The following is a 21075-nucleotide window of genomic DNA, read 5'->3' on the forward strand; positions in this document are numbered from 1 at the left end:
TGGTATTTCCCCGTTATTTGACCAACAGCCTAGTATTGGCGATAAAAATTAGATCGCCCGGGCCGATTTCCACCGGCTCTTCGACAATCAGCCGCTTCGCATCGCTGCGTCCCGCTTTGCGAATGCCTGTCCCGCTGTGGGATTCCGCATCCTCAATGAACCACTGGTCGCCGACGCGATTCAAGACGGCATGCTCGGAACTGACGAGCGACGCATACTCGCTGTCCGACAAATCTATGTCAACCTCGCCGCTCTGCGTATTTTTTCCGATGAGAACCGAGGTCTCTCCCTTGACGTACCATTCTTTTACGCGCTCTCCGTCATCATCGAGCAGCACGATCTTTGTGACCGCTTCCCTCGCCAGGGACGGCTTGGCATGGGGACGGCCTCCGGTCCAAATCACTACGCTGGCAATCACGGCCGCTCCCGCGACGATGGACATTTGCCATGTATAATGCAAAGGACGGAGCAGGGCATACAGCACCGTACCGGCTAATATAACGTACAGCAGCAGATCGATGAGTGTAATCCATTTGTGGTTCTCCGGCTTCAAAGCGCTCCCCCCGTCAATGTTGTATGTATGCTAAATGCGTTATTTTCGATAGCCAAAAAATTGATTGAAGATTCCTGTCGTATCCAGCGGATTTTTCTCACTGGCTTCCTTGCTCTGGGCATCCGTCTGCCCCTTGGTCGACATCCCAAAAAACTGCTCGAATTGCTTGCGCATCGCGGCCGGGTCAAAGCCCTCCGCCTCCACTTTCCCGGACGCCGCGCCAGACGTCCTCGGCTTGCCCTGCCCTTGCTGCGGCCTGCCGCTTCTCTGCCCCGAACCCTGGTTCGGGTTAGCCAGCTTCTCATCGTATGCCGCGCGAAGCTGTTCATCGCTCAAAGTCTCGTAAGCCTCGACAATTAGCTTGAACTTGGCTTCCGCCTCCGCGTTGCCTGGATTGACATCCGGATGATATTGCTTGGCCAGCTTACGGTATGCCTGCCTGATCTCTGCCGCCGCTGCCTGCCGGGAAACTCCGAGCTGGGCATAATAGTCGGTCACGTTCAACGCGTTCCCCCGCTTTCGGTTGTGCTTGTGCTAGCGTGCAATTGCATCAAGGTATAGTAAATCTCAAGGGGCTTGGCCCCTTGAGATCGCTAGCTATCCTGGTACTATGAGTGCAATTAGTTGCTTGCGTCGTAGCCGCCGTTCAGTTTGGCCAGCTCCGTTTTGTCTTTCTTTTGCTTCACGTACAGCTCGAAAGTACCTACGCCTTCCGTGTCGCCGAATGTTTCTTTGTAATCCACCACGAACGCGTTAGGGAAAGTAATCTCCCGAACAACTTGATCCGCTGCGATAACCTCAAGCGTCAGCTTGCGGTAGCAGTCTGCTTTCTCAGCGGGAACCAGGGACCACAATGCCAGCTTCAGCGTGTCGTCCGCTTTGTCGCCATCGGTAGCCGTGATGATTTTACCGCTGATTTTCAAAGTGGAACCTACATCGGTGGATCTAGCGTTGGAATCGTCCGGTGTATCCGTGTCATAAATAACTTTTTGAATGTTGTCCATTCCGAGCTCGATCGTTTCGGCTCCTTCTACTTTCAATCTGAATCCCATAAGTAAATCCTCCTCAAAATAAAATGATATTGGTCCGGGCGATACAGCCTGCCCGAAATTTATGTAACGAGACGAGCCGATGAAGGATCGTCTCCTACATACAAATTATGTTATTACTTCCTGATAAAAGTGGCACCTATCAAATTCAATAGGTCTTCATCATCTTTTTCCTGATCCAAAAGTCGGTTTTCGTGAAGTTTCGGCTGAATTCAAGATTCGACGCCGAGCTACCCTCAGTTACCGCTTCGTGATCAAAAGTTGTTAACTTTAATCAGATTCAAAAAACGGCTTTTCAGCACCGAGAAGATTGGATGAAGCTAGGGACTGAGGAACGGAGTGTAGGAAAATCCTACATGAGTACCCGAAGGCCCGGCTGAATTCAAGATGCGACGCCGAGCTACTCCCAGTCCCCGCTTCGTGATCAAAAGCCCTCTTCGAATTTCCTCTAGGCAACTTTTCAGCACCAAGAAGGTTGGATGAAGCTAGGGACTGAGGAAACGGAGTGTAGGAAAATCCTACATGAGTACCGGAAGGCCCGGCTGAATTCAAGATGCGACGCCGAGCTACTCCCAGTCCCCGCTTCGTGATCAAAAGTTGCCTTAGACTTTGACTGGGCTGGTGCCTTTGGTGATCATAACTTCCAAATTCTTCACATTGCCGTTATAGATCAGGTCAATGTGGCACAGATTGTTCTTCTCGTCGATCACATAGTTCATGTCATCGCCGTCATGAATGATTGAATTTATGAAACCGCGCTTGGCCAGCCACATGCTCTTCTGGCTGCTCGGGTTGTTGCTGAAAAATTTAATAATGTTCTCATGCTTGAAGTCCGCGGTCTGGAAGCGGAGAATCCGCTCTATGTATGTGCTAACCAAGGTTTTGTAAATCGAGTCGAACCCGTCCTCGGACGCGGCCAGGCTTCTCGCCTTGTACACCGTAATCCGGCGAATGTCTTTGCCTTGCAGCTGTGCATTTTCCGACGAGAAAATAAAGCCGAAGTTCTTCCGGTTGATCGAATCCTTGATCGTATTCGTGAAGCCGGTAATCTCCTTGGCCATCGTCGTTACGGCCCGCAGGCTGTTCTCGCCCGCTTCGATGTCAAAGCGCACGCCAGGGAATTCTTTGCTCGTGTTCTTGAAGGATTCCTTCAAGTATTCCGGACATTGATATGCCGCCACGATTCCCGCAGCTACATAGGACGCGCCTACGTATACGCCCTCGATCCACAGCTTGAGAATATCCTCTTTCTCCTTGGAGAGCTGGGCGCCGTTTTCGGTCTGCACCATACGGCTGTCGATGACAACCCCGGACTTTTCCTTCGGAATGACCGTAAAGTTCGGAATGCATGGAATGGCATATTCGCTGTATTCCTTGCGGATCAGCGGCGTGCATTTGTCGATGTATTTGTCGATTCCTGCGGTAGCCATGTTGTTAAATGTCGTCTCTTCACCCGACTCGAAGCTGAAGAAGATTTGCACCTTGAAGTCTTTGACCACCTGCATGAGCATCGACAATGATTCCATCGTGTTTCCGTCCTGCTTGGCAATTTTCTCGTTGCCCTTGAAGCGTTCGCGGCTAACCTTCACCTTGCCGGCTGTCTCCAGCTCTACGGAAGGCACAATGCCGAACCAGATCGTATCGCTGAAATCGTTCTTGGAGTTCACCGTGTTCAGGTAGGTCTCCAGACGAGGAATGTTCGCGCTCTTCACGATCATATCGAGCTTCGTATTTGTCACAAGCAGAGAAGGAGCCATGCCCTTGTTCTTAACCGCATATTGGTCAAAGAACATTTTCACGCCGAGGATTTTCTCGACCAGCGGCTTAACCGTCTTGACGAAATCATCTTTCGCCGTTTTGTAGAATTCCAGATACGTGTTGTAGTTCTGTACCTCTGTCTCCAGATCAATATCTGTACTTACAGCCGGCAGCGGGCTGAATGTGCGAACCACCAGATCCTTCACATAACCGGACGGAGACTCTGTGATCGAGTTATAGTCTTCTTCGAAGACTTGAGCCAGGTCATTGGAGCTGCTCTCATCCAGCAGCACGAGCTCCGTGCTCTCGCCCTTCGGCGCCTCGATGATCTTCAGCTCGCCGCTCTCCCCGATCGTCAGCATACCGATTTGTACAGCTTCGGCATCCTGTTCCTCGTTCGAGCTGCCAAGCAGAAGCCGCGTCTTGATATCCTCGATCGCGAGCGGAAGCATTGCCATCACGTTGTTGTAATTGGCGCTCGCCTCTTCGAACATCGCGTTCAGCTTGTCCCCCATATCCAGCTTCTTCGGATCCTCGTCATCCAGCTTCTCGTATTGACCATACATGTAATGGATTTCCTTCCGAACCTGGCGAATGTCGTCCATCACTTTCTTCGGAGAGATCATGTCGAGCAGATGCTCGAATCTGAAATCCACGTTGGTCATCCCTTGGCTTCGCTTCGTGTCGATCAGCGTGAACAGCATTTTCAGGAAATCGTTGTGTTGATCAATCCGGATCTCAGAGATCGCTTCCTCGGCAATTCCTTCGGGCTTCTTCAGCATGTAGACAACCTTTTGGTTAGCCGCGTTGAAGAATGAATACACCGTCGGCGAGAACTTGTCCAGAAACTCATCGAAGCTCCGCACCAATAGCTGGCTGTTGATCTCCTTGATTTTGTCGTCGCTTAGGCTGTCAATGCCTTTGACATCACCCACGATGGTAATCAGGTCCAGCTTCTCGGGATTGATCTCCTCGAACAGCATCGTTCGATTGGTCTGATTGATAATATCCATTGTCGTAATTCCTCCTCCCGTTTCTACAAAAGCGCAGCCGGCCTGATGAAATCTCGGATTCATTCCCATGCCGGACGCTTGTACTACTGATTTTTCGACAGTATCCGACTATCGTACCTGGATACATGAGTCGCTTGACCGGGAGGCGATACACTCCACCCGGGTCTCGAGGGTATTATCAGACACGCCAATACGAATTGTCAATATATTGAATTGTTGAGGTATTCAGGGACTAAAGAACCTTATACCCATATTTTCAAGGGAATTATATCCAATCTAAGACCTATTTTCTGGAATTATATACAATATTCAAGCTCTGATTCCGATATAAGTTTAAATATACATATTTGAGCGACTACTTTCGCTCTATTTCAACACTATATAGTACATAAGGCGGGTATCGGTAAATGAGGCAAAAACAATCATCAACCAAACTTTTGATGAGTAGGACTTTTATCCTGATTTTTGTTTTTACGTTTTTTACGTCAATTTTTCACAATTCGGCCAATGTTTCTGCAAATTCCTTACAAGAATACCAATCTGACGCTTTTGACGCGGTCTTTGTTTTGGACACAAGCTACTCCATGAATCATGCCGATCCAAACAAAACGGCCAGCGAGGTCATTCATATGTTCATGGATATGAGCGAAGCGAGCAGGACGCGAGTAGGCTTTGTGGCATACAACCATCAGATTGTGGCCTCCAAGCCGCTGACTTCGATTTCCGTTGCGGCGAACAAAACGGAGCTGAAGCAGAAAATTGCCGGACTGCGCCGAAGCGGATACACCGATTTAGGACTGGGTTTGAACACGGGCGGGAACTTAATTTCTTCAAAAGCAGCTGAAGGAGAGGGGAGCGGACGCAAGCCGTTCGTCATTCTGCTCTCGGACGGGGAAACCGACTTTGGCCCCGGATATTCCAAGCGGACGGCCGCCGATTCGGCCAAGGACGTAGATAAGGCAATCGCCAAGGCGCAGAAGGACGGTTATCCGATCTACACCATCGGACTGAACCATGACGGAACGGTCAATCCCGATGAGCTGGAACGAATCTCGAAGGAAACGGGAGGCGCATCGTATATTACCAGCAGCGCGGACGATCTGCCGGAGATTTTCAATCGGATTTTTGCGGCGGAAATGAGGTCAGTACTGCTTCCGGTGGCTGGCGTTACCGCTACGGGACAACTGCAGGAAGTGCAGGTCGATATTCCTAATTCCAGCATGCGGGAAGCCAATATCATACTGCTCTCCGAGCATTCGCTCAAAGAGACGCAGCTGTTCTACAGCTCGGAGAACATTCGCATGTTCAAATCCGGAAGCTATACGCTAATCAAGGTATCACAGCCAAAGAAAGGAACGGCCAAGCTCAAATTCAGAGGGACGCCTGGGGATCTCGTCAAAATCAATCTGCTCGGCAGCTACGAAATGGAGGCCCATGCCGCGATCATCAGCAGTAACGCGATCAAGGGACAGCCTACTGGCATCGAGGCCAAGCTGGTCCACCCGGCGGCGAATGAGCCGCTAACAGAACAGGAACTTTACGACTCCCTGCAGGGTCAACTGATCGTTACCGACCTGCAGACGAATAAAGACACAATGGTGGATATGAAAAATGAAGGAACGCGCTTCTATGCCGAGTATGTGTTTCCTTCTTCAGGCCAATACAAATGGCAGGTAAAAATGGACGGGCCAAGCTTCTACAGGCATAGCGCCGTCCATGAACAGAAGATCGTCAATCTTGCACCTACTGTCCATGGCAGCGAACACGTGGAGGTCATCAAAGAAGACGGGCAAGCCATGCTGGCATTAAGCGACTTATTCCTCGACGAGAACGGGGATGAATTAACGTATCAACTGCACAGTGGCGCCCCGGGCAAAACAGTAACTCCCGAGCTTCAAAACGGCACGCTCGCTTTGTCGCCGTTAAAAACCGGACAGGCCCAGATTACACTGACGGCTACCGATTCGGAGGGCGGCTCGGCCACCGCGGTCCTGAACGTTCACGTCAAATCAAAATATACGGTACTGAAATGGTCTATCGCTGGAGGCATTCTGCTGCTTGCCGCCACTGTCGGTTTATTCTTATGGCTTCGGCCGAAACCGGGCTTTACCGGCAAGCTGGAAGGATATTTCCTTGCAACAGCCAGCGGAAGCGAAGTGCCGGTCAAGTCTTGGCCGCTCACCTCGTTTGAGGGGCGGAAGGTCACGCTGCTCGAGCTGTTCGTAAGCCTCGACGTTCATGAGCCGCTCCCGGAAGCCGAGCACATCGTCTTTACGCCGGGAAAAGACGGCAAGCTGATCGTGAAGAACACATCGCGCTCTTCCCTTGTCCGCAACCGTACACCGCTGCCGAAGGACAAAAAAGAAGCCCTCGAATATAATGACAAGCTGTACATTACATTCGAGGACGGCATTACCGAAATCGAGCTGCGTTATAAGGCGATTAAGCCTGCGACGAATATTTTTATCCGGAGCGGCTCTTCCGGCGAACAGACGGGCTAGTCACGTATTCCATCGTAATCGCTGCCTTGAACCATTTAAGGGATGAACAGCGCTTATCCGGGGACACGATGAGCCCGCGTTGGATCGCCCGGGACAGGAACGGCCAGCCGCGCTTCAGCCCGGCGCTGACCGGCTCCAGGCGGTCGTCAAACAGCCGCTTGCGGACATCGGTCGGCGCTGTGCCGCGGCAGCAGTAATACAATAAAGCCGCCAGGCTGTAAATATCGCTAACCGGACCTTGCTTGGACTGCTCGGAATAGAGCTCAAGCGGCGAATAACCTGCCGTGGTCAGGATCGGGTGGGCGCCGCTTTCCGCAAAGCGTACGGCCGAGCCGAAATCTAGCAGCTTCGCGCGACCCTCCTGGTCGATCATAATATTGCCCGGCTTCAAGTCACGATGAATGACTCCCTGCTGATGAAGATGCTCCAGCGTCTCGATCAACGGAAGCATCGTCCTGTACAGGAAGCCGGGCTCTATCATGTCTGGACGTCCGCCGACCATTTCCGCCAGCGTCATTCCTTCAATGAACTCCATGACGATATAGACGGTGCCATTTTGTTCAAATTGATCGATACAGCGGACCACGCCGGGATGCTCGCAGGCCTTAAGAAGGACTGCTTCATTGATAAATGCATTCCTCAGCGCTTCATACTTGTCGTGCGGCACGCCGGATAAACGGCGTACGGAGCTGCCATCCTTCCCTCTGCGCACAAGCGCCTTCGGGAAGAACTCTTTAATTACGCACTTCATTTCCTGTTCTTCGCTTCTGGCCGCATATACTATGGCCAGCTCGCTCGTTGAAATTGTGCTGCGGACCCGGTAGGTCCGCTGCTCCTTGCCGGACTCCGCGCTTTGCAATCGCGCATTCCGGCGCAAACCACCTGCGTCATTCCCCAATAAACCTTTATTCACTGTCAACCTCCGTGAACGAACGTTATGTATATCCTCATCTTACCAATTTATGAACAAGTTGACCATGCATAATAGGCATACTGTGATTAAAGCAGGAATGCCCTTCACCATCCGCTGTCTTCTCTCTTAAATCGTAAGATCAGACAGCAGGATACCATGAAGGGCACCTGAACAAGTTAGTTATTCAAATCATCAAACATGGAACCGGCAACGGTTACTTCAATTTGATCAAGCACATGAACTCCTTGCAGAGCAGGGAGTTTATTATAGGCATGAGGCAATTTGGACAGCTCCGCTTTATCTACCCATGCTCTTACATAATACTTGCCGTTCGGCATGCTGGCATGCGTATACACTGGAATATTGCCCGGGTTAATTTGAATTGTGACCTCCGTCGTTTCCGTAATTTTGTACATCTTAGGCTCGCCGTTTTTCACGAACTCCCGGTATTTATAGGCCGCATGGCTGCCAGCCGAGGAGGATTCGCTATAGCCCTCGAGCACTTTTTTCCAGAATACATGGGTCTTGCTCTCATCCTGATCTTGGGAGTAATAAATCGGTTCGACCACCTTGGTATAGCGTTTGGGATCGCTCTTCCGGTCCTTAACTTCAAGCAATACCGCACCATTTACACCTTTCGGATCCTCGGCCTTCAAAATCCCTGGAACAGCTTTGAAGCCGCCGCCTTGGCGGGCAAGCCCTTCATTTTTAATGTTAACTGCTTCTTTCTTGGCGTTGATATAGATCAAGTTTGTCTCGTAGCGGAAAGAATTAATCAGGGCATGAACCAGATCGCGGTGATCGGCCGTGTCTGCTTCTGACTGCTTGAACGTCACCGTCTTAACGGTAAAGGTATAGCTGCCCGCCGGATTGAAATAATATCCTGACTTGATCGGGTAAGCGTATTTCTGCAAATCACGGTCGGTTGGGAACACGGCTTTATCATACAGTGACTTGTTGTTTTTGCGATCCTTGGCAGCGTCCCGGGCAGTTGCGTATTCCTGAGCCATCGACTTCTCCTGCTTCCATGCAAGATTGGCGCTCGCCTGCTGGGTGAATACCCGAGGATATTGGCCAGGCACCGCTACCCCAAAATCAGGGGCATCGACCTTCACGCCGTCAGGCTGGTAAGGCTTCCCTTCCTCATCCAAATGGTACATCCAGCGAATGACGTTATAGGTATAGCTCTCGTTCTCCCAGAATAGATCCTTCTTCAGCGACTCTGGCGTGTTACTGTCGATTTTATTCTGAAAGGACGGCTTAGCGATATCCTTCTTTCCATTATAAACGTAGAATTGATAGGCCTTCTTATCCAGGCCATCCTGGAAGGAGGCCGAAGCCGTACCGCTTTTCGTTTCCGTCCTGCATTCATTATTGCCTTTTTCGTTTTGCCAGCACGTGATCTCATTATAACTATAATTTCTTTGAATACTGCCTGCTTGCGATACCGTGCCGATTCTCTGAATCGGAGTGTTTGGACTAGGATCAGGTTTCATCCATTTCCGGTTCAGGGGGTCATCGCCGAAGTCCTCCCTTTTGATTGTCGTCAGGAAAATCGGGCTTCGAGTCACCGTCTCACTCGGCTCATTGACGCGCGGATTGTTCAAGACCTGGTGGGCTCTAAATAAAGTAGGCGTATCGTTGGTTACGTTGAGCGCACCGGTCGAGTTGCTTGTCCACCATGCATCAGATCTAGGCAATACAAGGGTTGCCGTATTGGGATTGCCCTGGTTTAGCGGGAACCGTTCCCTTTTGGATAACACATCATGTCCAAGTCCGACGGGGACGACAACCTTGACCGCCTTCGGATGGGAGTCGAGGACATTGTTGCTTAAATCCGCCTCTTCCGGTGATTTGCCATCCTTATTGATGTTGAATTGGATGCGAACCTCGCTATCCGGCATCGTAAAATCGGCATACAGAATCCGGCTTTGATTCCGGTCAAGCTTGACGGTGCCCGACTCCCTTGTTCCATGCCCGCTGAATTTCAGCCCATCCGCAGCGGTTATTTTTCTTCCGTCGCTCACGCGTGTAACCGCCCATTCATATTTCGAGTTCACCGAATCAATAAAGGTCGAATTCACCTTCACGCCAATCCGAACTGTTTCCCCAGGCACCGCCTCAACCGGCAGCTGCTCAAACTGTGCCGAGATGTCGTCCCTCATTAAATTAAACGGGGCGATCGGGATATCCAGATAAGTAATACCGATACTGCTATCGATATATACCGTCCCGAACCCCCAGGAGATCTCTGTCGGCGGCTGAAGTACGTGAACGTAGTCGATCCATCTGCCGTTTTTGGGTTTGGCATTTTCGTCATAGACTACTTTATCCGCCAAGGCAGAGTTTTGATTGTTGTACATGAACTTCTCATATTTCTCGCCTGCGTACTCCAAATTTAGACCAGTAAGGATAGCCTCTTCAAAAGTTCCGTCCGGCAGGAATGGGTTCGTTGCACTTCTGTATGCATCAAAATGATTTTTTTTGATTCCGTATTTTTTATATACTTCCTTATCCGTCCATGGTTCAAAAATTAATTTAAAATCTTGTATTTTTGTTCCGCTCCAACCTGCATACCAAGGTACGCCTTCTGCCGGAACAGGGTGCCCATCTCTAGAGTATCCGCTATATACTTTCATTTCCTTGCCTCTATGGTTAATCGTTCGTCCATGTGACTCCCCATAGACTATTTCATAAGTGGATAATTTTATTTTTTCTTTTTCTTCTAATTCTTCGTTAGCTTGAGAGGCTCTATTCAACCTGTCCCGGATTAAATCCTTTCTGAGATTTAGACGCTTACTGTCCTTCATAATATGATCTTTGTAGTACTCTGATTCCTTAAAGCCATATAACTCACGCATATCGCGGTTTATCTTTTGAATGACTTCATCAGCCGTCTTGGGAACGTGGCTCATCGGTTTTTCTTCAGAAAAAATAGTTTGATAAGGATATATACCGCATAACATAATCACAGTTAATATTATCCTTATTGATTTTTTCATGGTTGCACCTACTTATAAAATATAGTTACAGCAATATTTGAATTTATATTTGATGCCACTCTAATTTTAAACGTATCATCAGAAAACTCTTTCGGTTCCAGCTCTGGTTCAGATGTTTTTTAGTTTTGACATTGGCCAGGAGGGCTTGCGTACCTTCACCGCTACTTTTTTTGATATCCATCATTGAGCCAGTCTGGGCTTTGGATGTATGAATGACTGCTACTTGTAAAAAACAGTTATTGATATGTCGGAATTAATATCGGCTCCAACGAAAATCTCATATGTGTCATCCGTAAATATTTTCATTTTTAATTCCGGTTCAATTGTAGTCTTAGTCTGAACGTATTTAATGATAGATTTCACGGTCTTCTCATCTATCTTTTGTATAAGAATATCTTCAACCTCTTGTACTTGCGCCTCGTAGTCTGCCCCCTCGAGTGTAAGTATAATGAGTAAATTCATGAGAGACTTATTCTTATTGTTATTAAAGCGATCATATGGGCCCTTTGAAGCTTCTAACATAGATCCTGTATTTTGCCTTACTTTAAAACCATACATATCTTCCACAACGACTTGATCCGACCCTTGCTTAACTTCGCTAGGATCAAATCCAGCCGTATTAATATAAACCGTTCTTACTGCGGAATCCCATTTTACAGAGGCTCCGAGTCCCTCGCTTATAAATCGAAGCGGAACGAAGGTTCTACCGCCTACTCGCTCTGCCGCCGTATCCATTTGTTTCTCCACACCATTTACCGTGTACTTCTTACTGCCAAGCACCAGGACTACGCGGTTTGAATCCAGGTCTACCGTAACGGTCTTGGTGGCGGCGTTCCAGCCTACTTTTGCACCCAAAGCTTCACTAACAAAGCGCACCGGCACCTGTACCCGCTGAGCCTTATCTACATAAGGCTGCTCATCCGGGAAGTAAATACGGTTCGTATTTACCTCCACACGCAGTGGCAATGGTTTAGCTGCGGTCAAAACCGGGACTAGTCCCATCAATAACAGCAGCATGGCTAATGCTGTTGCGATTCTCTTTTTCATCTTCTTACCCCTCCTGGTTTTTGGTATATACGACGTACTTCCTCACATCCATTTGTATCGTTCAACTTATAATAAATGGATCGACGGCAGTTAGTTTCTGCGGCAAGAAAGTAATCATAGATTTAAATGGATTTCATGTCGTTAGAAGAAGGGAAATGCCAACGATGGGCTGAATCCTTGATTTTAGGTACGTAAAATCCAACTAATCCCCTAAAACCATTGTTTGAAGCCTGTTTAATGCCATAAATTCCATTTAAAGAACGAAATATAGGTGTAGACCTCTCAACCCTATTTCTCTTAAAAAGAAACGCCCATTGAAATATCCTTGGAGATCATCCGCTCAATCTTTCGATACTGCTCCTCGGCATGCGTCAGGAACTTCGCCTTGCTCTGCAGCTCGGCAGCCACCTTCCTGTGGCGCTGTCTTACTTGGTCGCAGGCGCGGTGGACCTGGTGCACCTGCCGCTGCACGTTAGACTCGCTGTAGGACCGGCCGGTGCTGGAGGAGATTCGCTCCGCCTGGGACAGCATCTGCTGTACCCGGGAGCCCAGGTAATCCTCGAAATTTTTAAATTTCAATTTCAAATGGTTTAAACGGCCGAAGTCCACGGCTAGCTTCACAGAGGTATGCGAGCCGTATCCTTTAATGATTTTGGCCGTATAGTTCTTATTCTTGCCGGAGGAAGGAGCCTTCCTGGCCGTAAGCATGCCCGCCGCCCGCTTCGGCAGCTGCGCCAGTAACTTGATATTGGATTTAAACGCGTCATATCTCTTGGACAGCCCGGCTTTGGCCTCGTTAATGGCCGTATTCACGCTGTTCGAGACATCGTTTACGGTTTTGTCCCAGGCCTGTTTAATGGCGGCAATAATCTTTTTCGTTCTTTCGGCAATGCTTTTGAAGAAGCTCGTCACGGCATTTTTAACCTTCTCTTTGAATCGCTCTATCGCCTGTGCCGCACGAACTCCCGCCATCGCGATATCCTTGGCTAGTTCTTTAGCCCGTTCCTTAAATTTCCCCCATTCCGTTTTCACCTGCTCCGCGAACCTTGTTAAAGCATCTCCAACCATCTTCCCCGCTTTGACGAGTTTCGCAGCGGCAATCGTCAGTTGCTTCACGATCCAATCGCCAAACTGATTGAGCTTGTCCATGACGTAATTAATCCCGTTCATGATGTTCTTGCCCAGAGATTTCAGGAAATCATCGGCGAATACATATGGGAACAAATAAGCTGCAATAAATGTAACGACTAACTCAACCTCATCCCCATACTCCTCGGCAATTTTACTGAACGCATAATCGTCCAGATGGCTAAGCACCATTGCCGCCCCGACCCACTTCTGGAAGTCGCCTTCTTTTTCGAAGCCTTCGGCACCGCTTTCCATGAAGGCCAGCACGCCGTCGAGCGCATAGCTGCGGTAAGGCTCCTCCATCGTCTCATTGATATAGATAGTGAATTCATTAATAAATTTCGGAATATCCCCTTGTTCGGTCAATTCCCTCATCTGGCCGTTCTCGTCGAGAACGATGTTGGGCCGGTGATTGTAAATGAATTGCTCCTGCTTCTCCGTATCAATGTACTTAATCGTCCCCGCAATAGGATTCAGCAAGCAATTGACGAAGTCGTCCTTCGCGGATATCGAAGTAATTTTATGTTTATTCGCTTCGATCCGGTCTTTGTATTTCTCAATGAACTCCTTGGAGAAGCCCTGCCCGTCGAAAGAAAGGGCCCGATCCACCTTATCGGATAGAATCGCTACGTATTGCGTCTTATTACCGCCCTTCGAGTGGCCGGTAACCGTGATATTCTCGTATTTCAAGCTCTCGATATATTCCAAAGCGGCGATCTGCTGCTGGGTATCCGACAAATATCCGCCCTGGCCGTTATCGTGCCACTCATAATCGCCGCCCGTTCCCCGAAAGACGACGGTCGCCTCTCCTTGCGTATCGACGAACGTCGCTGCCCGCATCCCGGCCTCAAGCGGCTTGCCGTCGCTGCCCCGTATCGTTTTTCCGTTCTTGTCGAACATGACGCCGGTTCGGCCGTCCGCGACGGTTAAGGAACGCAGCTGCGGATCCTTCTCGATCGCCCGCAAAATGACAAGCCATTCTTCCTTGGACATTTTACAGGGGTATTCATCGTCTGTGCCGATTTTGCTCAGATTCCGGCTTTTGTCCAGACCGTTGCCATATAGAAAGGAATCTACGATATCTCCGACCTTCTTATTGTTGCTGTCAGCCACCCCTTGAAGGTATATGAGGTTGTTCAGCAGCAGCAGTTGATTCTCTTTCAGCTCAGCCATCCGCCACGACCTCCTCTCCGTTCTGCCTGATCGTCATATCCGGAGTCACCATGACCGATTTATAATCCCCAACGAAATAGCCCTCATCCTGCAAAGCGCTCAAATTCTGAGGTCCTGAGCCAATAGAATCGTACTTCTCATCCACCACGACATACAGCCGTACGAATCCGACCATTTGCTGCTCGCGCATTTTCCCTGCGATTTGGCGCAAGCCCGCCTCGATATTCTGATCCTGAACCAAGGATTGCTTCACGAAAATAACCGTGTCCGACGAGAAATTCTCGTCCTGGCTATAAATCTGCTCCACCGGCGTACTCTTATTTAAACGATCCGGCAATACCCCCTCGCCAAATTCCACATATAGCTTGAACTCATCGTAAGTTCCACGGACAATGCCGGAAAGCGCCGCCTCATATTGAGGTCTGATGAGTATACCGAAGTACCCGTCGCTGATGCGATATGAGCCATCTTCCATTTTCGTGCCCCATACCTCGAAATGATCCTGCTCGGAACCTTGTTTCGGATAAGCCTGCAACCGGTCATAGCTGTATGCCCAGTCACTCAAGCTCAGTGAGATCGGAACGAACTCTTCCCCATACTTCTCCTCCAAATGTGATAACATTTGCTCCTTGATCGCTTCCGGGTTCGGCTTCTTACTCATACATCCACTCACTCCCCATAAAATAATGATGCTTAACAGGCTCAAGATGAATTTCGTCGTCCTCAGGTTCACAATTTCCTCTCCTTTAAAGGTGGATTACCATTCCAACGAGATTTCGGGAAACATCAGCATATTGTCCATGTAATTCTGAAATTCCTGCTCAATTGTATCGGTTATAAATACGATCTCCCGGTCCAGCAGCTCGCCGGTTCGGGCGTTAAAGCCCTCCATTACAGGAATGACCGCAATTGTATTCTTATTCATCGTAAACAAAGCAGCGCCCGACAGAATCGTCTCAACGCTCCGATAGACGTCATACACCATATCTACAGCCTGGTTTGTCAGCTGCTCCCCGCACTCGCGGATAAAGCTCTTGATTTGCTCAACCTCGATATGGCTGAATTCGCTTTGCAGAGTGCTTCGGTTCTTCTCTAGCTGTTTCTCCGTATATCTAATGACTTGCTCGATGGAGCGCCCTACGCCCTCTTCTGTCAAGCCGTCCATTTTTAAAAATAAAGAGTACAGCCCATAATCCATGACCGGCTCCTCTTCCGTACTTTCTCCGAAAAAAATATGCCATACATCCGGCCGGATCGTCCCGACCGTATCATAAAACCAGCTTACAAATTTAGAATATTCGCTTTGCAGCGTCGGAACGGTATTGCCTTCCGTATCAAATTCTAGAATCTTGAAGTAAGCCTCTTCCAGATCCGTTTCTTCCGTCTGCTGCTTCACGAACACAACCTTATCCAGGCATTCCCCAACCGGGTCGTGCTCGGCCACGAGATTGCGCACCCTTCCGGGAAGCTCCTCGCCCGTAGGCACCGCGAATACGGTGGCTTCCAGATCCAGCCGCTCCGCGAGAAAAGCCGCGCAATAGCCGCCCGCCCTCATTCCAGTCAAGACGCAGCTGCCCTTATCTCTCCATTGCGAAGCGCACTCCGTCACATCATCCAGGAAGTGATGAATGTCCAACTGCAGCTCCGGGTGCTCATCCGCATAGGGCACGATGACGCTGTTGCCCTCAACGTCTGCAAATATGTACAAGCTCATATATTCCAGCTGCCTATGCTGCTGCAAGGACAAGCGCAGCAATGCGGGGCTGGACTCTATCTCGCGAGTCAACAGCTCCAGATCAGGGTATCCGCTCAGCTCTTTCCCCCATTCGGAGAAATGCTCCAAGGGGCGATGGATGAACGGGGATATGTCCCCTGCGCTCACCAGCTCGCATATCAGTATTTTATCCTTATCCCTCAACACGCCAGGTACACCCCTTTATTTCTTAGCATTCCTCTGCTGCTCAAGCTTTAGCGCCTTCTGCTGGACTTCGATACGCCTCTGCTCGTCGGCTCTCTGTACCTCGGCGGCCAGCCTCTCCAAGCCTGTCTGCAAGGCCTCAATGTCCGAATACAATCGGCTAATCTCGTTTCGCGTTTGCGACCGGTAACTGTCCGTCAGCGCTTTACCCGCGCTGCCCTTCCACCAGGACGCCACCCCGGCAAGCTCGGCTTGCAGCCTGGCTTCCTCCCGCTTTACCTCGCCAAGCTCATTGCGAATATTTCTGGCTGTGCCGCTTATGGCACTTGGTGTGCTCATCTCCCCACCTCCCGTTCCATGAGAATGAATTTAGAAAATGGCGTGATAACAGCAGCCAACTGTGTACCACGCCGATCTTCCTTATTTACGAAGCGCGCTAGCGATATCTTTCTCGCTTTGCTCCTTGATATCAGCGATTTTATCGAGGTTCTTGCTGATGTTCTCCACGCATTCAACCAACTTATCAAGGTTAGGCTTCAACTGTCTGAACTCGTCCACGAAAGCCTTGGCGGAATCCCCTTGCCACCAGCCCTCAACGGAATTAATTTCTCTGTGCAGCTGCTCTACCAGATCCTTTGCATTTCTGCCTTTGTTCAGAATAGACTTGGCCACACTGCGGGCCTGCCCAGGACTAAACGTTAAGTTTGACATTATCTCACCTCCTTTCAAGCGTCATTATCCGGATCAGCTATGGCTTCAGCGCCGCTAAACGCTGCCGCTCCTCCATCGCTTTCCTCCTCCGCTCCTCTTCCGCCCGATCGACCGCATGGGCTAAATTGCTGCCGAGCTTGGATTCCAGGCTTTCCAGCTTGCGGAGCAGGTCGCTGATGTCGCGATGAATCTGCTGGTACCCGGTTCTAAAGCTGGTGCCCGCTTCTCCCTTCCACCAGGTGCTCACATCGCCCACAACACTTTGGTACTTCGATGACTCGCGCCTGATATCTTCGGATATGACACGGACTCCAGCTGCTTTTCTGCGGATTTCTCCTGATGAAGGCATTTACACCCCTCCTCAACGAATCGGCTTGCCCGGATGCTCTAGATCATGACCTTCTCCTGCTGCTGCGAGAATGTAGCCGTACGCAGACCCGTAAATTTGTTTTTCACAATGAAATAGCCGTCCCCAAGCTCCATGTCCTTCTCCTGGCTCCCGTACGGGAACCTCGTATTGAACAGGCTTTGCTCCTTGAGGCTGCCGAGCAAGAGGCCGGTTTGCTCCTCCCGCAGCACCTTGCCGAGGCTATCCCAGTTGTTGGCGAGCTCCGAGGTCTGGTCCGCCGCGATGACGGCTACCTTCATGCCGCGTTCATGCTTGGCGATGCGCTCGATCAATTCCTTGAGCGAATATTGATCCCCGTTGGTTAACTCGCTTAGGTTATCGATGACGAAAATCATCTGCTTCCAGGAACGGACAAGCGCGTTCAGGTCACCGTTCGCCTGTCTTGCCGCCAGGAATTTGCCACGCCGGTCGTCCAGCTCTTGCTTGACCGCATCGATGAAGTCGTACATATCCTCGACCTGCGACAAATCCGTTACGCAAGGCAGCTTCATCAATTCATAGATTCCCATCGAGCTGGAATCGAGCGCATAGACCTCCAGCCGGTCCGAACCCAGCTTCTCGTCCAGCATGCTGATCCATGAGACAAGCTGCGTGCTTTTGCCCGACATCGCGTCGCCGGCGACCATAATCACCGGAGTAACTGTCAGATCCACATAAACCGGCATCAGGTCATGGTCGCCAAGTCCGATGGCCAGCAGCTCTCCACCCTGATTGATCTCTCTCATGTCAATTTTGGCAGGCATAATCGGGATCGGCGTTGCCGGTTCAACCAGGTTCTCCTTGGCGAAGAACTCGAAGTCCTGAATAAGCTCTTCCATGCTCCGCTCACTGAACTCCGGAATCGCCGTCTGGAATTCGAGCGGCGGCTTGCCGTTGACCAGGCCTCTCCCAGGCACCTTGGCCGGCTCCAGGCCTTCCGTCCGCCCGACGATATTGGCGTATTCCCCTTTATCCGTGAGCTGCAGCGCCACCGCCATTTTGAAGTTCACGGACAGCTTGTAGCGGACAAGGGAGCTGTTCGTCGCCGTCACGACCATGTAAATGCCGAACTTGGAGCCTTCACGGGCCAAGGTAACCATTTTCTCGTCAATCTCCTCGTATGTCTCCGACAGCGCAAAATAGTTGTCGATGACGAGCACGATAGCCGGGAGCTTCCCGCCGTTAAGCTTGTAGTCGTTGAAGCCGTCGCTCTGGCTTTCCTCGAACAGCCTTTTGCGCTCATCCATTACCCTGAACAGGAATAAGACAAATTGCTGGATCGTTGACTCCTGCTCCAGCGTCATCACTCCCCCGCAATGCGGCAGGCGCTCGAACAGCTTGAAGGAGGAACCTCCGAAATCCATGACATACAAATGAACGTCGGACGGCGAATACTTGTAGGCCAGCGACATGCACAGCGACCTCAGGAGATACGTCTTGCCCGTGCCCGGAGAACCGTACACGAAGAGATTGCCCTCGGCCGCGAAGTCGATCATGAGCGGCTCTTGCAGCTGGCCCCGCGGATCATCCACCAGGCCGATCGGTGCGCTGAGGATCGCTTCTTCCCCAGGCCAGCCCAGCTCCATATTCAGCCCCGTTCCTGGAACGTACAGATCGTCCAGGTACACCGCATCTGGAAGCGGCGGCAGCCACGGACCTTTAAGCGCCTCTACTCCGCTCTGTTCCGAGAAGGAGATGATGTGCTCAACCATGCACTTCAACTGGGAAGGCATTTCCTTCAGCGCAATCTTCTCTTCCTCCAGCGGATAGATTTGCTCGGCGCGCCCATGAAGCGAAATTTCGTAAATGCGCTTCGCGCGGTTCTCGCTCTTGAGCATTTCTCCTTCCGGGTCGTAATCGGCCCCGGAATACGCCGATTGAAACAGCTCAAAAATCTCGTCGTTGCCCACCTGGATATACGCCCGGCCCGGCTCCTTGATCATGGCCGCATCCGGCCGTTTGATCACGTCCTTGCTGTCGGCCTCGTCCTGAACCTTCAGGCAGATTTTGAATTTGGAGTTACTCCAAATTTGGTCGTCCACGACGCCAGCCGGCTTCTGCGTCGCCAGAATCAGATGGACGCCGAGGCTTCGGCCGACCCGCGCGGTACTGACCAGCTCTTTCATGAACTCCGGCTGATCCTGCTTCAGCTCGGCGAACTCGTCGGCAATCATGATCAAGTGAGGAATCGCCGGCATGCGGCCATTCTCGTTCTGGCTGTAATAGAGCTTCTGGTATCTGTCTATGTTATTTACCCCAAATTCCGAGAACACACGCTGTCTCCGCATCAGCTCGCTCTTAATGGACAAGAGGGCGCGTGTCGTCTGATTCCCTCCCAGGTTCGTAATCGTCCCGACCAGATGCGGCATGCCCTTGAAAATATCCGCCATGCCGCCGCCCTTATAGTCAATCAGCACAAACACGACATCATGCGGATGATAGTTGATCGCCAAGGAAATGATGATGCTCTGCAGGAGCTCACTTTTCCCGGAGCCCGTCGTCCCGGCCACCAAGCCATGCGGACCGTGGCCGGTCTCGTGCATATCAAGATGGAACAGGCTGCCTCCGGCTTTGATCCCGATCGGCACGCTCATGCCCTTGAACGGCTTGTTCCTCGTCCAGCGGGACAGCAGATCGACTTCCCCGGTCGTCTTGGCCTGCATCATATCCAGCAGCGTCAGCGAGGTCGGCAGCGCAAAGCTCGCGCTCGAATTTTTGATCCGCAGCGGGGCCATCCGGCGCACGGCCTCCTCCAGCTGCCGCATGGGAACCTGATCCGGAATGAATGTCGATTTCTCGCCGGACTCCCGGTCGGCCAGCTCGCCGTTCTTGCCCTGCAGGACGATGACCTGCTTGCAGTTCATCGGCAGATAAGCCTGATTCTTGGCGATATATACCGATGACACCCCAAGCGAAGCGCATTTGTTGTACAAGTATTTATTGATCGGCTCCTCCTCCAGTAGAGTAGGATCCTCCACGATGAAGACGAAATGGGGAAGCGGGCTCCCGGCTACCTCTTTACGCTCCCGTTCCTTCAGTACTTCGTGCAGCCCGCCGAGCACCTGATGCGCAATCGCCTTGCCGCAGAGGAGGAACCTCGCATCGAATCCGTCCGTCCACAGATGCGGCAGCTGCCGGAGCCAGCCCCATTTCTCCAGCCCTTCCTCCGCAGCCAGCACGACGATGCGCACATCGTCGTATCCGTGATGCGTAACGAGCTGCAGCAGCATCTGTGTGACCATCGCGAATGTCTTCTCTTCCTCTCCGGCGATGCCGCAAATTTCCGAAGCCATCAGATTGATCGACACCGGCACATCCTGAACCCGCTCGAATTCGAGGGCCAGCCTCTGCGGCTCCATGATGAGCGGGTCGCTCTCCATGATGATCGCCTGCTTCGTATATTTAATGTGCAGCGCCGCAGGGACGCTGCCTACCCCAAGTCGAAGCGACAGGAAGTCCGGTGAAGATGGCGTTCGCTCCCACAGCCGGTTATCGATGTCCTGGATGCGCTGCAGACAGGCCGCAGGCTCCGGGTTCATCTCGTTCATCGCTTTGATTTGCTGTTCTCTGGCCAGCATCAGCTCGCTGCGGGTATCCGCGATAAATTGCAAATACTTCTGCTCGCGCTCTTTTTTCTTCTTTCGGTACTTCTTGATTTGCGAAGCAGCGGTAGCAAGCGATACGATCAGCGTCATGACAGTCATCGCGATGGACAGCATCATGAACATCGATTGGTAAGTCAAGGCGAGCAGTAATGTAATGACCAGCATCACGACCGGCGGAGCCAATAACGTGAACCAGGATATTTCCGGCTTCTCGTACGCATGGGGCGGATTGGGAATGTCGATTTCTCCGCTGGGCATTTCCGGCAAGAAACGGGGCTGCCGGCTAAATTCATATTTTTCGTTAATCATATTTACC

General features: G+C 50.9%; 16 protein-coding genes. 1 reads left to right on the forward strand and 15 read right to left on the reverse strand.

The genetic code is table 11. The features are described from left to right. Positions 1 to 13: 13 nt before the first annotated feature. The 4 genes from GNP95_RS05020 to GNP95_RS05035 all read right to left on the reverse strand — a co-directional run bounded on the left by GNP95_RS05020 (position 14) and on the right by GNP95_RS05035 (position 4373). Positions 14 to 553, reverse strand: coding sequence for an FHA domain-containing protein (locus GNP95_RS05020; RefSeq protein ID WP_155609742.1), 540 nt, complete (start codon positions 551 to 553; stop codon positions 14 to 16). 39 nt (positions 554 to 592) lie between these two features. Further along, positions 593 to 1051 (reverse strand): DnaJ domain-containing protein, encoded by a 459-nt coding sequence (locus tag GNP95_RS26560; RefSeq protein ID WP_330163289.1) that lies wholly within the window; start codon positions 1049 to 1051, stop codon positions 593 to 595. Positions 1052 to 1173: 122 nt separating this feature from the next. After that, complete coding sequence (locus tag GNP95_RS05030; RefSeq protein ID WP_110934058.1) at positions 1174 to 1605, reverse strand: membrane-associated protease 1; 432 nt, start codon at positions 1603 to 1605, stop codon at positions 1174 to 1176. A 599-nt stretch (positions 1606 to 2204) separates the two neighbouring features. Then, positions 2205 to 4373 (reverse strand): transcriptional regulator, encoded by a 2169-nt coding sequence (locus tag GNP95_RS05035; RefSeq protein ID WP_155609744.1) that lies wholly within the window; start codon positions 4371 to 4373, stop codon positions 2205 to 2207. A 407-nt stretch (positions 4374 to 4780) separates the two neighbouring features. Between GNP95_RS05035 and GNP95_RS05040 the strand changes: the two genes are divergently transcribed. Further along, entirely contained in the window at positions 4781 to 6874 is a 2094-nt protein-coding gene (locus GNP95_RS05040) for a vWA domain-containing protein (RefSeq protein ID WP_155609745.1), read from the forward strand. Here GNP95_RS05040 and GNP95_RS05045 read toward each other — a convergent pair. From GNP95_RS05045 to essC, 11 genes are all read right to left on the reverse strand, one after another. Beyond that, on the reverse strand, positions 6837 to 7787 hold the full coding sequence (locus GNP95_RS05045; RefSeq protein ID WP_330163266.1) for a serine/threonine protein kinase: 951 nt from the start codon (positions 7785 to 7787) through the stop codon (positions 6837 to 6839). The two genes, GNP95_RS05040 and GNP95_RS05045, sit on opposite strands and share 38 nt — an antisense overlap. A gap of 176 nt (positions 7788 to 7963) precedes the next feature. Further along, complete coding sequence (locus GNP95_RS05050) at positions 7964 to 10426, reverse strand: hypothetical protein (protein WP_155609747.1); 2463 nt, start codon at positions 10424 to 10426, stop codon at positions 7964 to 7966. Between the two features lie 406 nt (positions 10427 to 10832). Next, entirely contained in the window at positions 10833 to 10973 is a 141-nt protein-coding gene (locus tag GNP95_RS26070) for a hypothetical protein (protein WP_230873662.1), read from the reverse strand. Between the two features lie 35 nt (positions 10974 to 11008). Then, positions 11009 to 11836: a copper amine oxidase N-terminal domain-containing protein gene (locus GNP95_RS05055; protein ID WP_155609748.1), complete on the reverse strand. Its 828-nt coding sequence runs from the start codon at positions 11834 to 11836 to the stop codon at positions 11009 to 11011. Positions 11837 to 12133: 297 nt separating this feature from the next. Further along, positions 12134 to 14137, reverse strand: a complete 2004-nt coding sequence (locus tag GNP95_RS05060; RefSeq protein WP_155609749.1) for an Mbeg1-like protein — start codon at positions 14135 to 14137, stop codon at positions 12134 to 12136. Then, positions 14130 to 14798 carry a hypothetical protein gene (locus GNP95_RS05065; protein WP_155609750.1) on the reverse strand — a complete coding sequence of 223 codons (669 nt, stop codon included), beginning with the start codon at positions 14796 to 14798 and terminating at the stop codon, positions 14130 to 14132. Before GNP95_RS05065 ends, GNP95_RS05060 begins: the two co-directional genes overlap by 8 nt. Positions 14799 to 14894: 96 nt before the next feature. Continuing rightward, positions 14895 to 16058: a hypothetical protein gene (locus GNP95_RS05070; protein WP_155609751.1), complete on the reverse strand. Its 1164-nt coding sequence runs from the start codon at positions 16056 to 16058 to the stop codon at positions 14895 to 14897. A 15-nt stretch (positions 16059 to 16073) separates the two neighbouring features. Further along, the gene (locus GNP95_RS05075) at positions 16074 to 16394 is read right to left on the reverse strand and encodes a WXG100 family type VII secretion target (RefSeq protein ID WP_155609752.1); all 321 of its coding nucleotides are present in this window, start codon (positions 16392 to 16394) and stop codon (positions 16074 to 16076) included. A gap of 81 nt (positions 16395 to 16475) precedes the next feature. Then, a complete protein-coding gene (locus GNP95_RS05080; protein ID WP_155609753.1) occupies positions 16476 to 16766 on the reverse strand; it encodes a WXG100 family type VII secretion target in 291 nt (96 codons plus the stop codon). A gap of 37 nt (positions 16767 to 16803) precedes the next feature. Next, the gene (locus GNP95_RS05085; RefSeq protein ID WP_155609754.1) at positions 16804 to 17115 is read right to left on the reverse strand and encodes a WXG100 family type VII secretion target; all 312 of its coding nucleotides are present in this window, start codon (positions 17113 to 17115) and stop codon (positions 16804 to 16806) included. 38 nt (positions 17116 to 17153) lie between these two features. Next, the gene (gene essC / locus GNP95_RS05090; protein ID WP_155609755.1) at positions 17154 to 21068 is read right to left on the reverse strand and encodes a type VII secretion protein EssC; all 3915 of its coding nucleotides are present in this window, start codon (positions 21066 to 21068) and stop codon (positions 17154 to 17156) included. Positions 21069 to 21075 lie beyond the last annotated feature (7 nt).

It is taken from the genome of Paenibacillus woosongensis (assembly GCF_009725165.1).
GTDB classification, from domain to species: Bacteria; Bacillota; Bacilli; order Paenibacillales; family Paenibacillaceae; genus Fontibacillus; species Fontibacillus woosongensis.

Coding starts and splice junctions, on each gene's coding strand:
- GNP95_RS05030 (WP_110934058.1), bottom strand. CDS start 1,605: ATGGGATTCAGATTGAAAGTAGAAGGAGCCGAAACGATCGAGCTCGGA.
- GNP95_RS05035 (WP_155609744.1), bottom strand. CDS start 4,373: ATGGATATTATCAATCAGACCAATCGAACGATGCTGTTCGAGGAGATC.
- GNP95_RS05040 (WP_155609745.1), top strand. CDS start 4,781: ATGAGGCAAAAACAATCATCAACCAAACTTTTGATGAGTAGGACTTTT.
- GNP95_RS05050 (WP_155609747.1), bottom strand. CDS start 10,426: ATGAAAGTATATAGCGGATACTCTAGAGATGGGCACCCTGTTCCGGCA.
- GNP95_RS26070 (WP_230873662.1), bottom strand. CDS start 10,973: ATGATGGATATCAAAAAAAGTAGCGGTGAAGGTACGCAAGCCCTCCTG.
- GNP95_RS05055 (WP_155609748.1), bottom strand. CDS start 11,836: ATGAAAAAGAGAATCGCAACAGCATTAGCCATGCTGCTGTTATTGATG.
- GNP95_RS05060 (WP_155609749.1), bottom strand. CDS start 14,137: ATGGCTGAGCTGAAAGAGAATCAACTGCTGCTGCTGAACAACCTCATA.
- GNP95_RS05065 (WP_155609750.1), bottom strand. CDS start 14,798: ATGAGTAAGAAGCCGAACCCGGAAGCGATCAAGGAGCAAATGTTATCA.
- GNP95_RS05075 (WP_155609752.1), bottom strand. CDS start 16,394: ATGAGCACACCAAGTGCCATAAGCGGCACAGCCAGAAATATTCGCAAT.
- GNP95_RS05080 (WP_155609753.1), bottom strand. CDS start 16,766: ATGTCAAACTTAACGTTTAGTCCTGGGCAGGCCCGCAGTGTGGCCAAG.
- GNP95_RS05085 (WP_155609754.1), bottom strand. CDS start 17,115: ATGCCTTCATCAGGAGAAATCCGCAGAAAAGCAGCTGGAGTCCGTGTC.
- essC (WP_155609755.1), bottom strand. CDS start 21,068: ATGATTAACGAAAAATATGAATTTAGCCGGCAGCCCCGTTTCTTGCCG.